Below are 17310 nucleotides of genomic sequence, written 5' to 3'. Positions count from 1 at the left end.
GCGGTCGGACCCGACGATCGGCCCCGAGTGCGGCTGGCCCGCAGGGAGGACGTACCCACATGACCCCGCCGAACACGACCCCGCAGGCAGCCGCCGCCGGTTCCCTCGACCGCGGGCTGGTGCCGCGGCTGGGTGCCACGGTGATCCTGGCCGTGATCGGGATCCTGGCCTTCACGGCGCCGTGGGTTCGCGTGGCGGAGAACGACGAGACCCTGGCCACCACGACGTTGAGCGGACAGTGGGAGACCGACCGGTTCTACTCCATCGAGGGCAGTCCGCTGTGGGCGGTGGGCTTCGCGGTGCTGTTGACGGCGATCGCGATCATCGTGTGGCTGCGGCCCACGGCGCACGCCGCGGCGTCGGCGGCCTCGCTCGGAGGTTTCGCCGCGCTGGCCCTGCTGCTGTTCACCTGGCTCGGCCGCGGGATCTGGCTCGACGCGGGCGACCTCCCGGAGGGGATGTCCCTGCAGATGGAGTGGGGCTACGACCTGTCGCTGGCACTCTCGGTGATCCTCATCGCGCTGTCGGCCTACCTGATGCCGTCGAAGGACTGATCACCGCCGAACCACGGAGGTGATCAGGGTTTACGCGGTGAGCCCGCTCGGCGTGAGACGGACGGGGAACGGCGCAGCCACGGTGAACTCGTCGTCGCCGACGGCCTGGGCGACTGCCACGTAGTCTTCCCCGACCAGGGACCAGGCGGTGATCGACGGTTCGTCGGGGTCGACGATCCAGTAGTGCGGACAGCCGGCCCGAGCGAGACGATCCTTTTTCAGCGGCAGATCGATACCGCGAGTCGACGGCGAGAGTACCTCTACGGCCAGCAGAGGCGCGCCGGGAAGACTGTGGTCGGTGAACTGATCGATGGGCGCGACGAGGACGTCGGTTTGGAGCACCGTGTCTTCGGCGAGGACGACGTCGAACGGTGCCACCAGAACTTCGAGATGCTCGGGCACCCGTCTGCCGAGCAGTGCCGAGAGTCGGGTCACGGCTCGCTGGTGTGCAAGCTCAGGTGCCGGGCTCACCACCGGGGTCCCGTCGATGAGCTCATACCGGTGACCGTCGTCGGGCAGTCCTGCCAGATCCGAGCGGGTCAGAGCGCGTCCCCGCGGCAGACCCAGAATCTGTGTGGTCATAGCTGTCATGGTGCGTAGGCTCCCTCCGCACGTTCCCAGCTCAGCAGGGCGGGGACGCGCGCGCCAGCACCCGGCCACGAGAGCTGTGGAATTCGGTCTACCGCTCGCGGTCGAGGTTGGTCATGGCCAGCACATCGAGTCTGCGATCGAGTTCGGCCTCGCTCAGGTCCTCGCCGAGCAGCCCGCGGTCGATCACGGTCTGGCGGATGGTCGCGCCGTCGGCCAAGGCCTGCTTGGCGACTGCCGCCGCCTCCTCGTAGCCGATGGCGCTGTTGAGCGGGGTGACGATCGACGGGCTCGACTCGGCCAGCGTGCGCAGGCGTTCCTCATTCGCTTCCAGGCCCCGGATACAGCGGTCGGCGAACAGTCGGGAGACGTTGGCCAGCAGGCTGATCGACTCGAGCACGTTGCGCGCCATCATCGGGATGTAGACGTTCAGCTCGAAGGCGCCGTTGCCGCCGCCCCAAGTCACCGCGGCGTCGTTGCCGATCACCTGCGCGGCGACCTGCGTGACGGCTTCGGGCAGCACGGGATTGACCTTGCCGGGCATGATCGAGCTGCCGGGCTGCAGATCGGGCAGGTGGATCTCGCCGAGGCCGGTGAGCGGCCCCGAACCCATCCATCGGATGTCGTTGGCGATCTTGGTGAGCGAGACGGCGACGGTCTTGAGCTGGCCGGACAGTTCGACGAGGCCGTCGCGCGCGGCCTGTGCCTCGAAGCTGTCGGTGGCAAGCGCCAGTTCGTTCACCTCGGTGAGTCGACGCAGCTCAGCGACCACCTTGGTGCCGAAACCGGCCGGGGCGTTGAGGCCGGTGCCGACGGCGGTGCCGCCGATCGGGAGTTCGCCGACGCGGGGGAGGGTCGCGCTGACCCGCTCGACGCCGGCATGGATCTGGCGGGCGTAACCGCCGAACTCCTGCCCCAGGGTCACCGGCACGGCATCCATCAGGTGGGTGCGGCCGCTCTTGACCACCTCGCGCCACTGCACCGACTTCTCGGCGAGGGCTTCGCGCAGGTGCTCCAGCGCCGGGATCAGCTGGTTCACCACGGCCTCGGTCGCGGCCACATGGGTCGCGGTGGGGAAGGTGTCGTTGGAGCTCTGCGACATGTTCACGTCGTCATTGGGGTGCACGTCGACACCGGCGGCCGCGGCGAGCGACGCGATGACCTCGTTGGCGTTCATGTTGGAACTGGTGCCCGATCCGGTCTGGAACACATCGATCGGGAACTGGTCGTCGTGCTCGCCGCGCGCGATCGCCAGCGCGGCGTCGACGATGGCGGCGGCCTTGGTTTCGTCGAGGAGGCCGAGGTCGGCGTTGACCCGGGCGCAGGCGGCCTTGAGGAGACCCATGGCGCGGACCTGGGTGCGTTCGAGGGGGCGGAACGAAATCGGGAAGTTCTCCACGGCCCGCTGCGTCTGCGCGCGCCAGAGAGCGTCGACGGGCACCTTGACCTCGCCCATGGTGTCGTGCTCGATGCGGTAGTCGGTCATGGTCGCCCCTTCGTCGGAGAAATTAGGTTCACCTAACACTACCGATTTCTGCGAACTCGGGGCGGCGAGGCGATCGGCCCCAGTCTCCGGATCGTCATGACTCTGCAGGTGACGGGGCAAGTCGGTCCGGCTCTGGACAAGGTGTCGGGATCCGGAGGCGGCGGCGCCGACCGGCACCGAGTACAACGACGGCATTGTGACGCTCCACGACGGCGATATGACGCCGTAGGTCGCTGAGTTGCCGTCGTCGAACCGGCAAGGAGGAGAACGGAGATGTGCCGGGCTGGGGGGCGAGCTTTTGAGGTGTCCCGACGCGTAACAGCGAACAATTGTGTTAGCACTATTGTTCTCGGGATATGTGAGGCGTAACATAGAAGCAGAGGGAGGGGTCGGCAGCCCCGAACTCGCGGAACAGAACTCGCGGAACAGAACTCTCGGAACAGAACTCTCGGAACAGAACTCTCGGAACACGAGTGGCTGGGCGACCGATCGTCGCCGGCTCGACCGGTTCCTTCGCTATTGGCTTCTCATGACCTTCAGGAGTGGGCGTCATGGACGCAGTAACTCTCACCGCCTTCGCCGACTTGATGAGCGATGACCTCACTATCCCCGTCGGTACCGACATCGATTCGCCGGCGAATCTGGGGCAGTTCTTGGCTCGGGCGCGGGCGGTGGACGACGACCGGGAACTTCTGGCGGTAGCCGCGGCGGTTCTGCGGTTGCGCAATGTGGCCGACTACTCCGTGGCCGCGACGTGCGCGGCGATCGAACGCGTGGGCCTGCCGGCACGGAAGCACGTGCGGTCGGGTGCGGCGATTCTCGCCGAGCTCGGGGCGGCTCCGGCGGTGGCCTATCGTGCCGGGCGGCTCTGTCAGGCGATCGCCGACGAGAACCTTGTTCCAGCCATTCGCGGATTGCGCGATGGTGCGGTGTCGGCGGAACACGATGATGCCGTGGTGAGCGGTCTCGGGCACGTGGCCGGTCGGGTGGAGCTGTCCGACGCCGATCGTGCTCGGGTGGTGCATTCGCTGATGGTGCAGACTTCGCCGGCGCAGGTGAGGGAGAAGGCCCGGGCGTGGGCGATCAAGTTGGCACCGGAGGTTCCGGCGGAAGGCGAGGTTCCGGTCGCCGAACGTGACGACCTGAACGAGATGGCCCTGACTCGCACGGACGACGGGCGGGTGGCGGTGACGATCGATTTCGACATCGTGGCCGCCGAGGAATTGAGTGCGGCGTTGGATCCGTTGACGCGGCCGGTGCCCGAGCCGGACGGATCTGCGGATCTGCGGTCGGCCAAGCGGCGGCGTGCCGACGCGATGGCCCAGGTGATTCGCACGTATCTGTCGCATTCCGAGCGTCCCGAGTCCGGCGGTGTGTTGCCGCACGTCACCTTGTCGGTACCGGCGGCGGTCGTCATCAACGGGCAAGTGCTGGATTCCGTTGCGGGACAGACGATTTCGATCTCTGTCGCCGAGGACGAGACGGCGGTGCCGTGGCTCGGGTTCGGTGGACCGATCTCGGCGCGGACGGCGGAGCTGATCATGTGCGAGGCGTCCGTGGCGTTGGCGCTGCTGGACGAGCACGGTGTGCCGTTGAACGTCGGTCGAGAGAAGCGGCTGTTCCCGCCGAGTATCCGTAAGGCCCTGGTCCTACGGGACCGTGGTTGCGCGTTTCCCGGTTGCGGTGTTCCGCCGTCGTGGTGCGACGGGCACCACGTGGAGCATTGGGAGCACGGTGGAGTGACGAGTCTGGACAACGGTGTCCTGCTCTGCCGTCGGCACCACACCGTGGTTCATCACGGTGGGTGGGAAGTGTTCATCGGTCGGGATCGGCAGCCGTGGTTCATTCCGCCAGCCGATCCCGACCATCCGAAGCGTCGTCGTGAACCGATCCGGTCGAATGCGCGACGAACCTTGACCTTGTCAGCCAGCGCCGCGTGAGGCGCGTGAAACCAGTGCCGGGAGCGGTTCCCGACGCGATGTGTTATTTGAAAATTTCATAGTGCGGCTGCCGTCGGGCGGGCCTGGTGCTCAGGGGTGAGATGAGGTAACGTCGCCGGTCCGTTGTTGTCCGACCTTATGGAGCCGACCGTGCGTTGACCTTCTGAACACCCCTGATGAAGACACCTCTCGCAGGGAGAGGTGTATCCGAAATCAGGAGGACGTCAGATGGCAAGCAACAACCGGATCGCATTCGCGCTCGCCCAGCTCGAGGGCCGTTTGCACCGAGGCGCGCGGGGTCACCGCTGCGCGTGCGGGCAGTGCACGCATTGGATCGTGCAGGCCGCGCGCAGCGCGGGAGTGCAGCGCGAGCAGCTCGAGGCCGAACTCGGGCCGGTCAACACTCCCGACCAGCGACCGCGGCGTCGTCGTCCGGCCGGCCAGACCGCCCGGATCTGCGAGAACGCTTCGGTGCGTCCCCGTGGTCACCGCGGGCAGTCGCCCGGCATGGTCGCCTTCCTGGACCGCTTCCACCAGCGGTGACCGGCGCCCCCCGGCCCCGGCCCCCGTCGGTGGGGCCGGGGCGAGGGGCAACGGGGCCGGTGGCGGCGTCAGCGGAGCGGGTTCGGCACCACGGCGAGATGATCGCCGTCGACCACCACCCGGACCCGCCGGACGTCCGCCGTGTTCAGCAGGCGAAACAGCTCGACGTCCATGACGCGTTGCAGTCGGCGGGCACCGAATTCCGGGTCCACCGATACCGCGGCGAGGTGGGCGGCGACGTCATCGGCGTAGGTGATGTGCCAGCCGTGGTCGGCCAGCCGGGTCGCGGTGCGGGACAGCTCCAGTTCGGCGATCTCGCGCAGGTGCGCCAGCGCCAGGGCGGTGAAGTCGACGGTCGCGGTGAGCCGGTTGCGGAACTCGGGCGGGAACTTCTCCTCGGGTGCGGCGAGGTTGGTGGTCATGATGAGGACGGTGTCGGCGAATGCGGCGGTCTGGCCCCACCCGTCGCTGAGCCGTCCCTCGTCGAAGACCTGCAGAAACAGCGGCCACAGGTCGGGGTGGGCCTTCTCGAACTCGTCGAGCAGAATCACGCTGCGCGGTCGGTGGATCACCCGGGTGGTCAGCAGTCCCTCCGCGGTGCTGTTCCTCCACGTTCGGTGCGCGCCGATCAGCTTCATGCGCGCGTCGTCGAGGTTGCCGTACTCGGACATGTCCAGGCGGATCAGCGCCTCCTCGCCGCCGTAGACCGTGCGCGCCACCTGCTTGGCGAGTTCGGTCTTGCCGACCCCGGACGGGCCGGTGAACAGGAACACCCCGTGCGGGCGCTCCGGACGCGGCTTCAGGTGGGCTAACGCCGGGGCCAGGTGTGCGGCGACGGTGGCCACGGCGCGCGGTTGGCCGCGTACCTGCGTGCTCAAGGCCAGCCACAGATCCGCCGCCGAGGTGAGGCCGGCGGCGGGCAGCGCGAGGTGAGGTGCGCGCAGCGTCTCGGCCTGGCCGGCGCGGGCGCGGCCGATCGCGGCGTCGATGCGATCGATCGCCAAGCCGGGGTGCCGGCGGCGCGTGCCGGGGTCGGCCGGACCCAGTGCTGCCGACACCACGTCGGGATCCACCGGGAGCTCGGCCCGCTCGGCGGCGACCTCCTCGACGATGGCGCGCACCGCGGTCCGCGGCAGCGCGCCGAGCGTGACCACCCGAGCGACCGCGGCGAACTCGGGGTTCAGCTCGTTCAGGCGATGCAGGGCGGCCTCGTCGACGATCAGCAGGAACTGGATCCGGGAATGACGGTGCGCGAACATCACCTGGGTGAGCAGCGGCGACGAGACCTGGTGGGGTCCGGGCTCGGCCGCCTTGTCGAAGTCGTCGAGCACCAGCACGTCGGAGGCCGCCAGGCCCTCGTCGATCAGGTCGCCCACCGCGCTGACGAGGTCGGTGCTCGGGTCGATCGCGGGATCGTCGCAGGTGCGCCGCAGGTGGAGAGGATTGGCCGCCCCGCGCAGGGCGGCCGCCACGTCGCCGACGATCGCCGAGCGTCCGGAACCGGGCGCACCCGCGGCCACCACGATCTGCGGTGTGGGGCGCAGCAGCTGTGCCGCGATCTCGGTGCTTTCGCTGGGGCGGAGCACGATCGCCGACGGCGCCGCCCGTCGCTCCGGGGGAGCCGCGGGGGCATCGTCGAGCGCCAGTCCGAGTTCGTCGGACAGCAAGCGAGCGGCCGCCGTCAGCTCGACGTCGTCGCCTGCCTGCGGCCCGAATGCCTGTGGCCCGGATACGTGTGGCCCGAATCCCGCCGGACGCAGGAATCCGGTACGGAAGATCTCCGCGTCGAAGGGGTCCGCAGCGAAGAAGTTCGCGTCGAGGAACTCTGATCCGAAGGTGTCCGAGATGCTCATGGACCCGACGGTAAGGAGGGGTCCGGACTCCCGTCAACGACCCGAAAGCGCAGGTCAGAGGGTCTAAACTCGGGCATTGAATAGGCGGTTCCCGGGAGGCCTAGATCAAATGCTTTTAGAGTTTAGCACCCGATGTCAAGTGACGGAGGTCACATTTTCCGGACGGTTCTAGCGCTCCTTGGAGCGAACGCGGATGCCGGAGATCGGGACGTTCACGGCGCCCGACGGGTCGGTGAAGAAGTCGTTGCCCTTGTCGTCGACGACGATGAACGCGGGGAAGTTCTCCACCTCGATCTTCCAGATCGCCTCCATGCCGAGCTCGGGGTACTCGATCACTTCCTGGCTCTTGATGCAGTCCAGTGCCAGCCGGGCCGCCGGTCCGCCGATGGAGCCGAGGTAGAAGCCGCCGTGGCTGTCGCAGGCCTGCGTGACCTGCTTGGACCGGTTGCCCTTGGCGAGCATCACCATGGAGCCGCCCGCCGCCTGGAACTGCTCGACGTAGCTGTCCATACGGCCGGCAGTGGTGGGGCCGAAGGAACCGGAGGCCATGCCCTCGGGCGTCTTGGCCGGACCCGCGTAGTACACCGGGTGGTTCTTCAGGTAGTCCGGCATCGGCTCACCGGCGTCGAGGCGTTCGGCGATCTTCGCGTGCGCGATGTCGCGGGCCACCACCAGCGGGCCGGTCAGCGACAGCCGCGTCTTGACCGGGTGCTTGCTGAGCTCGGCGAGGATCTCGTCCATCGGCAGATTGAGGTCGATCTCGACCACGGCGCCGCCGTCGATGTCCTCGGCCACCCCGGCGTCGGGCATGTACTGGGCCGGGTCGGTCTCGAGCTGCTCGAGGAACACACCGTCGGCGGTGATCTTGCCCAGCGCCTGGCGGTCGGCCGAACAGGAGACCGCGATGGCCACCGGGCACGACGCGCCGTGCCGCGGCAGACGCACCACGCGGACGTCGTGGCAGAAGTACTTGCCGCCGAACTGCGCACCGATCCCGAAGGACTGGGTGAGCTTGAAGACCTCCTCTTCCAGCTCGGTGTCGCGGAAGCCGTGCGCGGACATCGAGCCCTCGGTGGGCAGGTTGTCCAGGTAGTGCGCCGAGGCGTACTTGGCGGTCTTGAGAGCGAACTCGGCGGAGGTGCCGCCGATGACCACGGCCAGGTGGTACGGCGGGCAGGCCGCGGTGCCGAGCGAGCGGATCTTCTCGTCCAGGAAGGCGAGCATTTTCTTGGGGCTCAGGATGGCCTTGGTCTCCTGGAACAGGAACGACTTGTTGGCGCTGCCGCCGCCCTTGGCCATGAACAGGAACTTGTACTCCGGACCCTTGGGTCCCTGCTCGGTCGCGTAGATCTCGATCTGCGCGGGCAGGTTGGTGCCGGTGTTCTTTTCCTCGTAGGTGGTCAGCGGTGCCAGCTGCGAGTAGCGCAGATTCAGCTTGGTGTACGCGTCGTACACGCCGCGCGAGATGGTCTCGGCGTCGTCGCTACCGGTGAGGACGCCTTCGCTCTTCTTGCCCATCACGATCGCGGTGCCGGTGTCCTGGCACATCGGCAGCACGCCGCCGGCGGAGATGTTGACGTTCTTCAGCAGGTCGAGGGCGACGAACCGGTCGTTGCCCGAGGCTTCCGGGTCGTCGATGATCTTGCGCAGCTGCTTCAGGTGGGCCGGCCGCAGGTAGTGGCTGATGTCGTGCATCGCCTCGGTGGTCAGCTTCTGGATCGCCTCCGGCTCCACCGTCAGGAAGGTGCGACCGTCGACGGTGAAGGTCGAGACGCCTTCGGTGGTGATCAGGCGATACGGGGTGTCGTCCTGATCGGCCGGCAGCAGGTCCGAGTAGAGGAATTCGGGGGCATTGGCTGACTCACTCACAGCTCCCGATGGTACTGCGTAGGCGCCCTGACCAGTGTCTTAGTGCATCCTAAGTCGTGCGGCCGGCGCGGTGGAACGACGCGTAACGTAGGGCAACTGTGAACCGTCTCAACGATGCCGTGATGCTGTTGCACCATTCCGGCGAACTGATCGGCACCATCGCCTTCGCCGCTTCTGGCGCGCTGATGGCCGTGCGGCGAAACCTCGACGTGGTCGGCATCCTGTTGCTCGCGGTGGCCACGGCGCTCGGCGGCGGCATTCTGCGGGACATCACCATCGGCAACACCCCGCCCAATGCCTTCACCGACATGCGGTATCTGATCGCCGCGGTGCTCACCGGGCTGCTGGTCTTCGTCTGGCGCGTCCCGGCGCGGCTGACCACCTGGCCGTTGGAGATCACCGACGCGGTGGGCCTGGGCATGTTCGCGGTGGTCGGCACGGTGGTGGCCTTCCAATGGGGGCTGTCGGCCCCGGGCTCCGCGCTGCTCGGCCTGATGACGGCGATCGGCGGCGGCGTGATCCGCGACATCCTGTCCGGGCACGTGCCGAGCGTGTTGCGTCCCGGCGAACACCTGTATGCGATTCCGGCCCTGGCGTGCGCGACGGTCGTCGCCGTGCTGCTGCGCTACACCGACTATCAGGCCTGGATGGGGCTGGCGTGCGCGGTGATCGCGATCAGCCTGCGCCTGGCGTCGTTGAAGTTCGACTGGCACGGACCGCGACCCTGGTACGTCACGGCCGGCGACGACCCGAGGCGATAGCGCCCTCCGCTCAGGAGATCAGGCCGCGCTCGCGGGCGACGGCCACCACCTTGGTTCGGTTGTTGACGCCGAGCTTGCCGAAGATGTGCACCAGGTGTGATTTCACCGTAGCCTCCGAGATGAACAGCCGCTTGGCGATCTCCTTGTTCGCGCCGCCCACCGCCAGCTGCTCGACGATCTCCAGTTCCCGCGCGGTGAGCGCCTGATCCGGCGCCGCCATGCGATCGAGAAGGCGTGCGGCGATAGCCGGTCCGAGGACCGTCTCCCCGGCCGCGGCGCTGCGAATGCCGGCCACCAGGGTGTCCGGGGCGGTGTCCTTGAGCAGATAGCCGGTGGCGCCCGCCTCCACCGCCCGCAGGATGTCGGCGTCGGAGGCGTAGGTGGTGAGCATGAGAACGCGCGGCGGATTCGCGAGCGCACGGATCTCCGCGGTGGCGACGATGCCGTCGCGGCCGCCGGCGACGGTGCCGTGCAGGCGCAGGTCCATCAGCACCACGTCGAGCTGTTCGGTGGCGGCCCGGCGGATGGCCTCGTCGGCGTCGGCCGCCTCGGCGACGATCTCCAGATCGCGGACCGGTTCGAGAACGGCGCGGAGACCGGCGCGGACCACCGGGTGGTCGTCGACCAGCATGATCCGGATCATCGCGGTCCTTCCGGAGTGTCGGTGAGCGGCGGCAGCGGCAGGCACACACCGATCGTCGTGCCGTCGCCCTCTTCGGACTCGACCGTAGCGGTACCGCCCGCGCGCTCGACGCGGGTGATCAGTGCGTCGAGCCCGAATCCGGTGCCGCTGCCGCGGGTGCGGTGTGGATCGAAGCCGCGGCCGTCGTCGACGATGTCCAGGTGCACCTCGTCGGCGAGCACGGTGAGCGTCACCACCGCGCGGTCGGCGTCGGCGTGCCGCGCGGCGTTGGCCAGGCCCTCCTGCGCGGTGCGCAGCAGGATGGCGCGGACATCGTGGCCGAGGGCGGTCTCCGGGCCGTGCACGTGCAGTTCGGTGGGCAGACCGAGGCGTCGGGCCTGCTGCACCGCGGCGTGCAGACCCTCGATCAGCTCGTCCGGGGCCACCGTCGAGGTGTCCAGGCTGCGGAGGAAGCCGCGGGTCTGGGCCAGGGCCGCGGTCGCCATCTCCAGCGCCGTCAGCGACTGCGCGCGTTGCTGTGCCGCGGGAGAGGACGCGTCGGTGGCCGACTGGAGCAGCATCACGATCCCCGCCAATGCCTGGCCGACGCCGTCGTGAATCTCGCCGCCCATGCGTGCGCGCTCGGCGGCCAACAGTGCCTCGCGTTCCTGCTGGGCGAGTCGGATCTGGGTGCGCGCCAACTCCTGTGAGAGCGCATCGCGGGCCGCGGCCGCCTGGATCACGCGCCGCACCGCCTCGGTCACCGCCACCGCGGTGGCGATGCCGATGACCGGTCCGATCACCGCGCCCACGCCGCTGGGCTCGGACGAAACGGAGGCCGCCACCGCCACCGTGACGATGAGCAGTTCCGCCGGGATGGCGAGGCCGCGCGGCAGAAAGTGCCAGCCGAGCATGGCCAGCACGAAGGCCAACCAGACGAACGCCGAATCGATCACCATGAGCGCGGCCCACCCGGCCAGCAGCACCAGGGTCCACGGCACGGCGATCTGCTTGTGGCGCACCGTGATCGCGATGACGCCGAACAGGTACCACCCGACGACGGCGGCGGCGGCGAGGATCGCCACGAGACTGCTGCCGTCGGGGTCCTCGACGGCGCGCACCAGGCCGACACTCATCAGGACGGCGAACAAGAGATGGCCGCCCCATTGGATGTACCGGTCGACGGTGAGCTGGCGGCGGTCGGTGGTGGGCACGTCACCAGTATCGGGCCCGTACCCGGTGTCCGCGTCCAACTTTCGATGGAGGCGTAACCGGCCTTCCGCGCGATTCGCCGGGCGGCGATCGGGGGCAGGCTCATAGGCAAGGAATCTTCAGTGCACGGATCTGGGAGGTGCAGATGTACATCGGATGGAGAGAAATCCGGCGCTCGGCAGGAAAGTTCGGCCTCATGGCCGGCGTGATCGCGCTGCTGGCATTCATGGTGGTGGCGCTGTCCGCGCTCACCGGCGGCCTGCGTGATCAGTCGGTCTCGGCCGTCGAGGACCTGCCGGGCAGTGGCCTGGCGGTGCAGGTCGACGGTTCGGGCGCGGCGGTCGGGCTCGGTGACAGCCGGCTCGACGTGACCGCGGTGAACGCCGTCGAGTCCGCCGACCCCGGCGCCAAGCCGCTCGGCATCACCATGACCAGCGTCGGCTACCGCGACGTGAACTCCGCGGTGGCGGTGTTCGGCCGCGAGAACGCCCAGCCGGGCATTCGGCTGAACACCGAGACGGCTAAGACGCTGGGCGTGCAGGTCGGCTCGCCGATCACCGTCGGCGGAGTGCCCTCGCGCGTGTCGTCGATCGGTGACACGCAGCAGTTCGCGCATTCCCCGGTCGCCGAAGTGCCCCTGGAGCTGTGGCGCGAAGCCGCGCACCGCGAGGACGTCTCGGCGATGATCCTGACCAAGGAAATCAGCGGGATCGACGGAGTCACCGACGCGCACGGCAGCGCTCGCCTGAACCTGATCCCCGGCTACTCGTCCGAGCACAACTCGCTGCTGCTGATTCAGGGGCTGCTGCTGGTGATCTCGGCGGTCGTGGTCGGCGCCTTCTTCGCGGTGTGGACCGGCCATCGACTGGCGTCGCTGTCCGTGGTGCGCGCCATGGGCGCCAGCAAGGGCTACCTGGTCCGCGACGGACTCGGCCAGGCCTCGGTGGTGCTCTTCACCGGCCTCGCCGTCGGTGCGGCGGCCGGAGCCGGTGTGGCCTGGGCGGCCGAGGGCGTGGTGCCGATCGCCATCACCGCGGGCGGAGTCCTGCTGCCGGTGGTGGTCATGGCGGTGCTGGGCCTGGTGGGTGCGGTGCTGGCCCTGCGTCCGCTGGTCTCCGTCGACCCGCTGACCGCACTCAACCGATGAACCCGAACTCGAACCCGAACCACACGAAGGAAACTGAGGAGATCCGATGAGCCTGCGACTGTCCGATGTGACCCTGACCTACCCGGACGGCGACGACCGCGTCACCGCCGTCGACGGCGCGAGCCTGACGGTCAAGCCCGGCCAGGTGATCGCCCTGACCGGACCCTCCGGCTGCGGCAAGTCGAGTGTGCTGGCGGTGGCCGGCACGCTGATCCGCCCGGACTCGGGCATCGTCGAGATCGACGGTGCCGCGGTGGGCGACTTCAGCGAACCCGAGCGCGCGCGGATCCGGCGCGAGGCCGTCGGCTTCGTCTTCCAGAACGACAACCTGCTGCCGGACCTGACCGCGCTGGAGCAGATCCTGCTGACCGTGCATGTGCGCGGCGAGCGACCGGCCAAGTACCGGGAGCAGGCGCGGGAACTGCTCGACGCGGTGGGCCTGTCCGGGCAGGAGAACCGGCTGCCCAATCAGCTCTCCGGCGGCATGCGGCAGCGCGTGAACATCGCCCGCGCACTGATGGGGCCGCGCAAGGTGCTGCTGATCGACGAGCCGACGTCGGCTCTGGATCAGGCCCGGGGTCGTGCGGTGGTGGAACTGATCGTGCGGCTCAGCCGCGAACGCGACCTCGCCGCGCTGCTGGTGACCCACGATCTGCAGTCCCTGGAGGTCGGCTCGGCGACCGGTGCCGACGCGCTGGTACACATGCTCGACGGCCGACTCCTCGACAGCGAGGTGGTCGCGGCGTAGACCGCCCCACCTAACGGCCCCGGCCGCCCATCGGAGGAATCCGATGGGCGGCCGGGGTTTTCGGTCGGTCCGGTCTCAGAGTTCGAGGCGGGCGTACTCGCGCAGCTTGGTGGTCTGGTGCACGGCCTCGATGCGGCGGATGGTGCCGGACTTGCTGCGCATCACCAGCGAGCGGGTGGTGGCACCGTTGGGGCGGTAGGTGACACCGCGCAGCATGTCGCCGTTGGTCACGCCGGTGGCGCAGAAGAACGAATTCTCGCCGCTCACCAGGATGTCGTTGGTCAGCACCATGTCCAGGTCGTGGCCGGCCTCGATGGCCTTCTGCCGCTCGGCGTCGTCCTGCGGCCACAGCTTGCCCTGGATCTCGCCGCCCATGCACTTCATGGCGACGGCGGAGATGATGCCCTCCGGGGTGCCGCCGATGCCCATCAGCATGTCGACGGAGTTGTTGTCGTCGGCCGCGGCCACCGCGCCGGCGACGTCGCCGTCGGAGATCAGGCGGATCTTGGCGCCGGCTTCGCGGATCTCGCGGATCAGCTTGCGGTGGCGCTCGCGGTCGAGCACGACGACGGTCATGTCGGCGACGTCGATGCCCTTGGCGGCGGCGACCGAGTTGATGTTCCAGGCCACCGGCTGGTTGATGTCGATGGCGCCCTTGGCGTCGGGGCCGACGGCGATCTTGTTCATGTAGAACACCGCGGACGGGTCGTACATGGTGCCGCGCTCGGAGACCGCGATCACGGCGATCGAGTTGGGGCGGCCCTCGGCCATCAGCGTGGTGCCGTCGATCGGGTCGACGGCGACGTCCACCTCGGGGCCCTCGCCGTTGCCGACCTCTTCGCCGTTGTACAGCATGGGGGCTTCGTCCTTCTCGCCCTCGCCGATCACGACGGTGCCGCGCATCGAGACGGTCGAGAGGAGTTCGCGCATGGCGTCCACGGCCGCGCCGTCGCCGCTGTTCTTGTCGCCGCGGCCCACCCAGCGGCCGGCAGCGAGTGCGGCGGCTTCGGTGACACGCACCAGTTCCATCGCGAGGTTACGGTCCGGGGCTTGCTTCGACATGCTGTCGACTCCTTGCGTCGTGGCGTCAGATCCTTCTAATTCTGTCATGACCTGCGATTGGCCCGGGCTCCGACCCGACTGCGATACTGGTCGGCATGGCGGAAAAGAAACCTCGCATCCTGCAGGACAGCCGGGACATGGTCTGGTCGCTGATCCCGCTGCTGCTGATCTGTTTGGTGATCGCCGGTATCGCGGGCAGCTGCGCCTGGGGTTTCGGTGACAAGGCCGCGGAGCAGAAGGTGCCCACCTTCAACAGCGACGCCGCGTTCATCGCGGACTCGCGCGTCATGCCGTTCCCGATCCGTCAGCCCGCGGTCCCGGCCGCGTGGCAGTCCAACTCCGGGTCCACCTCGACCGTCGGCACCTCGCTGACCAGCAACGTCGGCTGGATCACCGACAACGGCACTTACGTGCAGCTCACCCAGACCGCGGCCACCGAGGACCAGTTGGTGCCGGCGCTCGGTGGGACAGGCGCGCTCGGCACCGGCACCGTCGAGGCCGGCGGCACCACGTGGGTGACCTACGAGAACGCTCCCGAGAATCGCATGGTCTGGGTCACCGACCTGGGCGACGTCCGGATCGGACTGCTCGGCCGCGGCGACAACCCGCCGCTGAACACCTTGGCCGAAGCGGTCCTGAAGGCGCAGCCGCTGCCCAAGCCGTAAGCGCAGGCGTCAGTCTTTTTCGGCTTCGCCGGACTGCAGGGCCGACTCGATGCGCTCGGAGGCGCCCTGCAGTTGCGCGAGGCAGTGCTTGGCGAGCTTTTCGCCGCGCTCCCACAGCGCCAGCGACTCGTCGAGCCCGAGGCCGCCGTGCTCGAGCGTCGACACCACCTGCGCCAGTTCGTCGCGGGCGGCTTCGTAGCCGAGGGTGGTGACGTCTGCCGATTCGGTCACGACGAAGTTCCTTCCGAGTTCGGGGTTTCTGCCGACTCCACCCGCGCGCCGACGGCGCCGTCGGCGACGCGGATCCGCACCCGCGCGCCGGGTGGAAGCTGTTCGGTACTGCTGACCGCGTGCGGCGCGGCGTCGTCGAGGCGTTGGACCACGGCGTAGCCGCGGGCCAGAGTCTGTGCCGGACCGAGGGTGGCCAGGCGAGCGGCCAGCTGTGCGTGCCGGTGCTCCTCCACGGTGAGGTGGTGCCCGACGGCGCGGCGCACGTCGGCGCGGAAGCGGTCGATCACGGCGCGCTGCTCGTCGATCAGGCGCTGCGGGCGCGCCAGGACCGGGCGGGCACGCAGGCCCTCGACGGTGCGCAGCTCCCGGCCGACCCAGTTGCGCAGCGCGTGCGCATTGCGGTCGCGGAGCGACTCGATCGCCGACCGTTCGGCGGCCACGTCCGGGACCACCCGCTTGGCGGCGTCGGTGGGGGTGGCGGCGCGGACGTCAGCCACCAGATCCAGGAGCGGATTGTCCGGTTCGTGGCCGATGGCGCTGATCACCGGGGTGCGGCAGGCGCCGACCGCGCGCAGCAGGGTCTCGTCGGAGAAGGGCAGCAGGTCCTCCACGCTGCCGCCGCCGCGAGCGATGATGATCACTTCGACCTGCGGGTCGGCGTCGAGCAGGGCCAGCTGGTCGACGATGGCCGGGACCGCGGTGGGGCCCTGCACCGGCGCCTCGCAGACGCGGAAGCGCACCGTGCTCCAGCGGGCGGTGGCCACGGCCACCACGTCGCGCTGGGCGGCGCTGGCGCGACCGCTGATCAGGCCGACGGTGTGGGGGAGGAACGGCAGGGCCTGCTTGCGGCGGGCGTCGAACAGCCCCTCCGCGGCCAGCAGTTGCTTGATCCGTTCGATGCGGGCCAGCAGCTGACCGATGCCCACCGGCCGGATGTCGGTGATCCGGAGGGAGAGCGTGCCGCGGCCGGTGTAGAAGCTCGGTCGGCCGTAGACGATCACCCGCGACCCCTCGGTGAGGGGAACTTCGCTGCGCCGCAACAGGTTCGGGTCGCAGGTGACCGACAGCGACAGATCCGCGGCCGGGTCGCGCAGGGTCAGGAAGGCCGTGCGCGTGCCGGGGCGGGCATTGATCTGGGTGAGCTGGCCTTCCACCCAGACCTGGCCGAGCCGATGGATCCAGTCGGCGAGCTTCAGGCTCAGAGTGCGCACCGGCCAGGGCGTGTCCGCGGAGTTCGGCGGCGCGTCCGGACTCACGCGGGTTCCGTCCAGGTCACGAGTCAGGCGCCGGACTTCTTCTGGTGGCTGGCGATGCGGTTGTCGATCATCGTGGCGAACGGCGTGCGATCGCGGTGCGCGCGCTCGTAGTCGGCGAGCTCCTGCAGGTCGTCGACGCTCAGGCCGCGGAGCTTGGCCCGCAGCTGTGCCAGGGTCAACACGTCGTAGTCGAGCAGGACGACCACCTCGGGCTGATCACCGCCGGCGGCGGTCGGGGCGGGGGCCTCGGCTTCGGCGACGACCTCGGCCGGCGGCGTGCTGTACAGCGCGAAACGCCCGGTCGCGGCCGGTGCCTCGGTCTCGACGCCGTCGGTAGCCGGGACCGTCCTGGGCTTCTGCGCGGCGGGCTTGCGGGCCGGGGCCTTGCGGGCGGGAGCCTGCCGGGCGGGCTCGTCGGCCGGCGCGGACGGGGCGGCGACAGGCGCGGACGGGGCGGCGACAGGCGCGGACGACTCGCTCACCGCGGATGGGATGGAGATCACCATCTCGTCGTCTTCGTCGAACCGAGCCCATGCGGGCTGCTCCTCGGCCTTGTCGCAGTAGGGAGCGAAGAACTCGTCGCCCTTGATCGCCATTTCGGCGATGTTCTGCTGCAATCGCATGCCGGCCTGCAGTCCGCGACTGATCGCGGTCATCGGAAAAGTGAGGATCCGGGTGGGCAGGCGCTTGGTCTCGTCGAGAGTGGTCACCAAGACTCCGGTGGCCACCAGGGCGGGGTACGGCGGACGTCTCATGCTTTTACTGTGCCACAC

Annotated in this window: 17 protein-coding genes; 7 read left to right on the top strand and 10 right to left on the bottom strand. The window is 69.1% G+C overall.

The window, feature by feature from the left end:
• The first annotated feature begins 59 nt into the window (after positions 1 to 59).
• The gene (locus tag ACFFJD_RS08825; RefSeq protein WP_382363209.1) at positions 60 to 554 is read left to right on the top strand and encodes a hypothetical protein; all 495 of its coding nucleotides are present in this window, start codon (positions 60 to 62) and stop codon (positions 552 to 554) included.
• Positions 555 to 584: 30 nt separating this feature from the next.
• Here ACFFJD_RS08825 and ACFFJD_RS08820 read toward each other — a convergent pair whose 3' ends face one another.
• On the bottom strand, positions 585 to 1145 hold the full coding sequence (locus ACFFJD_RS08820) for a Uma2 family endonuclease (RefSeq protein ID WP_382363207.1): 561 nt from the start codon (positions 1143 to 1145) through the stop codon (positions 585 to 587).
• Positions 1146 to 1233: 88 nt separating this feature from the next.
• Positions 1234 to 2628, bottom strand: coding sequence for a class II fumarate hydratase (locus tag ACFFJD_RS08815; protein ID WP_345313742.1), 1395 nt, complete (start codon positions 2626 to 2628; stop codon positions 1234 to 1236).
• 551 nt (positions 2629 to 3179) lie between these two features.
• Here ACFFJD_RS08815 and ACFFJD_RS08810 point away from each other — a divergent pair.
• Positions 3180 to 4568, top strand: a complete 1389-nt coding sequence (locus ACFFJD_RS08810; RefSeq protein ID WP_382363205.1) for an HNH endonuclease signature motif containing protein — start codon at positions 3180 to 3182, stop codon at positions 4566 to 4568.
• Positions 4569 to 4796: 228 nt separating this feature from the next.
• Positions 4797 to 5111, top strand: coding sequence for a hypothetical protein (locus tag ACFFJD_RS08805; RefSeq protein ID WP_345313744.1), 315 nt, complete (start codon positions 4797 to 4799; stop codon positions 5109 to 5111).
• A 68-nt stretch (positions 5112 to 5179) separates the two neighbouring features.
• Here ACFFJD_RS08805 and ACFFJD_RS08800 read toward each other — a convergent pair whose 3' ends face one another.
• Positions 5180 to 6964: an AAA family ATPase gene (locus ACFFJD_RS08800; RefSeq protein WP_345313745.1), complete on the bottom strand. Its 1785-nt coding sequence runs from the start codon at positions 6962 to 6964 to the stop codon at positions 5180 to 5182.
• 168 nt (positions 6965 to 7132) lie between these two features.
• Positions 7133 to 8833 carry a fumarate hydratase gene (locus ACFFJD_RS08795; protein WP_382363202.1) on the bottom strand — a complete coding sequence of 567 codons (1701 nt, stop codon included), beginning with the start codon at positions 8831 to 8833 and terminating at the stop codon, positions 7133 to 7135.
• A gap of 98 nt (positions 8834 to 8931) precedes the next feature.
• Here ACFFJD_RS08795 and ACFFJD_RS08790 point away from each other — a divergent pair, with 98 nt between their 5' ends.
• The gene (locus ACFFJD_RS08790) at positions 8932 to 9594 is read left to right on the top strand and encodes a trimeric intracellular cation channel family protein (protein WP_382363200.1); all 663 of its coding nucleotides are present in this window, start codon (positions 8932 to 8934) and stop codon (positions 9592 to 9594) included.
• Positions 9595 to 9604: 10 nt separating this feature from the next.
• Here ACFFJD_RS08790 and ACFFJD_RS08785 read toward each other — a convergent pair whose 3' ends face one another.
• Together ACFFJD_RS08785 and ACFFJD_RS08780 are read right to left on the bottom strand one after the other, a co-directional pair.
• Positions 9605 to 10237 (bottom strand): response regulator, encoded by a 633-nt coding sequence (locus ACFFJD_RS08785; protein WP_382363198.1) that lies wholly within the window; start codon positions 10235 to 10237, stop codon positions 9605 to 9607.
• Positions 10234 to 11430: a sensor histidine kinase gene (locus ACFFJD_RS08780; protein WP_382363196.1), complete on the bottom strand. Its 1197-nt coding sequence runs from the start codon at positions 11428 to 11430 to the stop codon at positions 10234 to 10236. The genes ACFFJD_RS08785 and ACFFJD_RS08780 overlap by 4 nt, the downstream gene beginning before the upstream one ends.
• A gap of 194 nt (positions 11431 to 11624) precedes the next feature.
• On the opposite strand from ACFFJD_RS08780, the gene ACFFJD_RS08775 reads away from it, so the two are divergent.
• Positions 11625 to 12575 (top strand): FtsX-like permease family protein, encoded by a 951-nt coding sequence (locus ACFFJD_RS08775; RefSeq protein WP_382363194.1) that lies wholly within the window; start codon positions 11625 to 11627, stop codon positions 12573 to 12575.
• Between the two features lie 46 nt (positions 12576 to 12621).
• Positions 12622 to 13323, top strand: coding sequence for an ABC transporter ATP-binding protein (locus ACFFJD_RS08770; RefSeq protein ID WP_382363192.1), 702 nt, complete (start codon positions 12622 to 12624; stop codon positions 13321 to 13323).
• 75 nt (positions 13324 to 13398) lie between these two features.
• On the opposite strand, the gene glpX is transcribed toward ACFFJD_RS08770, so the two are convergent.
• Positions 13399 to 14385, bottom strand: a complete 987-nt coding sequence (gene glpX, locus ACFFJD_RS08765) for a class II fructose-bisphosphatase (RefSeq protein WP_382363190.1) — start codon at positions 14383 to 14385, stop codon at positions 13399 to 13401.
• Between the two features lie 95 nt (positions 14386 to 14480).
• Here glpX and ACFFJD_RS08760 point away from each other — a divergent pair, with 95 nt between their 5' ends.
• A complete protein-coding gene (locus tag ACFFJD_RS08760; RefSeq protein WP_382363188.1) occupies positions 14481 to 15050 on the top strand; it encodes a DUF4245 domain-containing protein in 570 nt (189 codons plus the stop codon).
• 9 nt (positions 15051 to 15059) lie between these two features.
• Here the strand turns inward: ACFFJD_RS08760 and ACFFJD_RS08755 are convergent, their stop codons facing one another.
• Genes ACFFJD_RS08755 through ACFFJD_RS08745 form a run of 3 tightly spaced genes read right to left on the bottom strand, consistent with a single transcriptional unit; the run spans position 15060 to position 17292 of the window.
• Positions 15060 to 15281 carry an exodeoxyribonuclease VII small subunit gene (locus ACFFJD_RS08755; protein ID WP_382363186.1) on the bottom strand — a complete coding sequence of 74 codons (222 nt, stop codon included), beginning with the start codon at positions 15279 to 15281 and terminating at the stop codon, positions 15060 to 15062.
• A complete protein-coding gene (gene xseA, locus ACFFJD_RS08750; protein ID WP_382363184.1) occupies positions 15278 to 16537 on the bottom strand; it encodes an exodeoxyribonuclease VII large subunit in 1260 nt (419 codons plus the stop codon). Before xseA ends, ACFFJD_RS08755 begins: the two co-directional genes overlap by 4 nt.
• Before the next feature lie 23 nt (positions 16538 to 16560).
• The gene (locus ACFFJD_RS08745) at positions 16561 to 17292 is read right to left on the bottom strand and encodes a lipid droplet-associated protein (RefSeq protein ID WP_382363182.1); all 732 of its coding nucleotides are present in this window, start codon (positions 17290 to 17292) and stop codon (positions 16561 to 16563) included.
• Positions 17293 to 17310: the final 18 nt, after the last annotated feature.

This window comes from Gordonia phosphorivorans (assembly GCF_042432625.1).
GTDB lineage: Bacteria > Actinomycetota > Actinomycetes > Mycobacteriales > Mycobacteriaceae > Gordonia > Gordonia phosphorivorans.
This window is presented reverse-complemented; position numbering and strand designations above follow the sequence as displayed.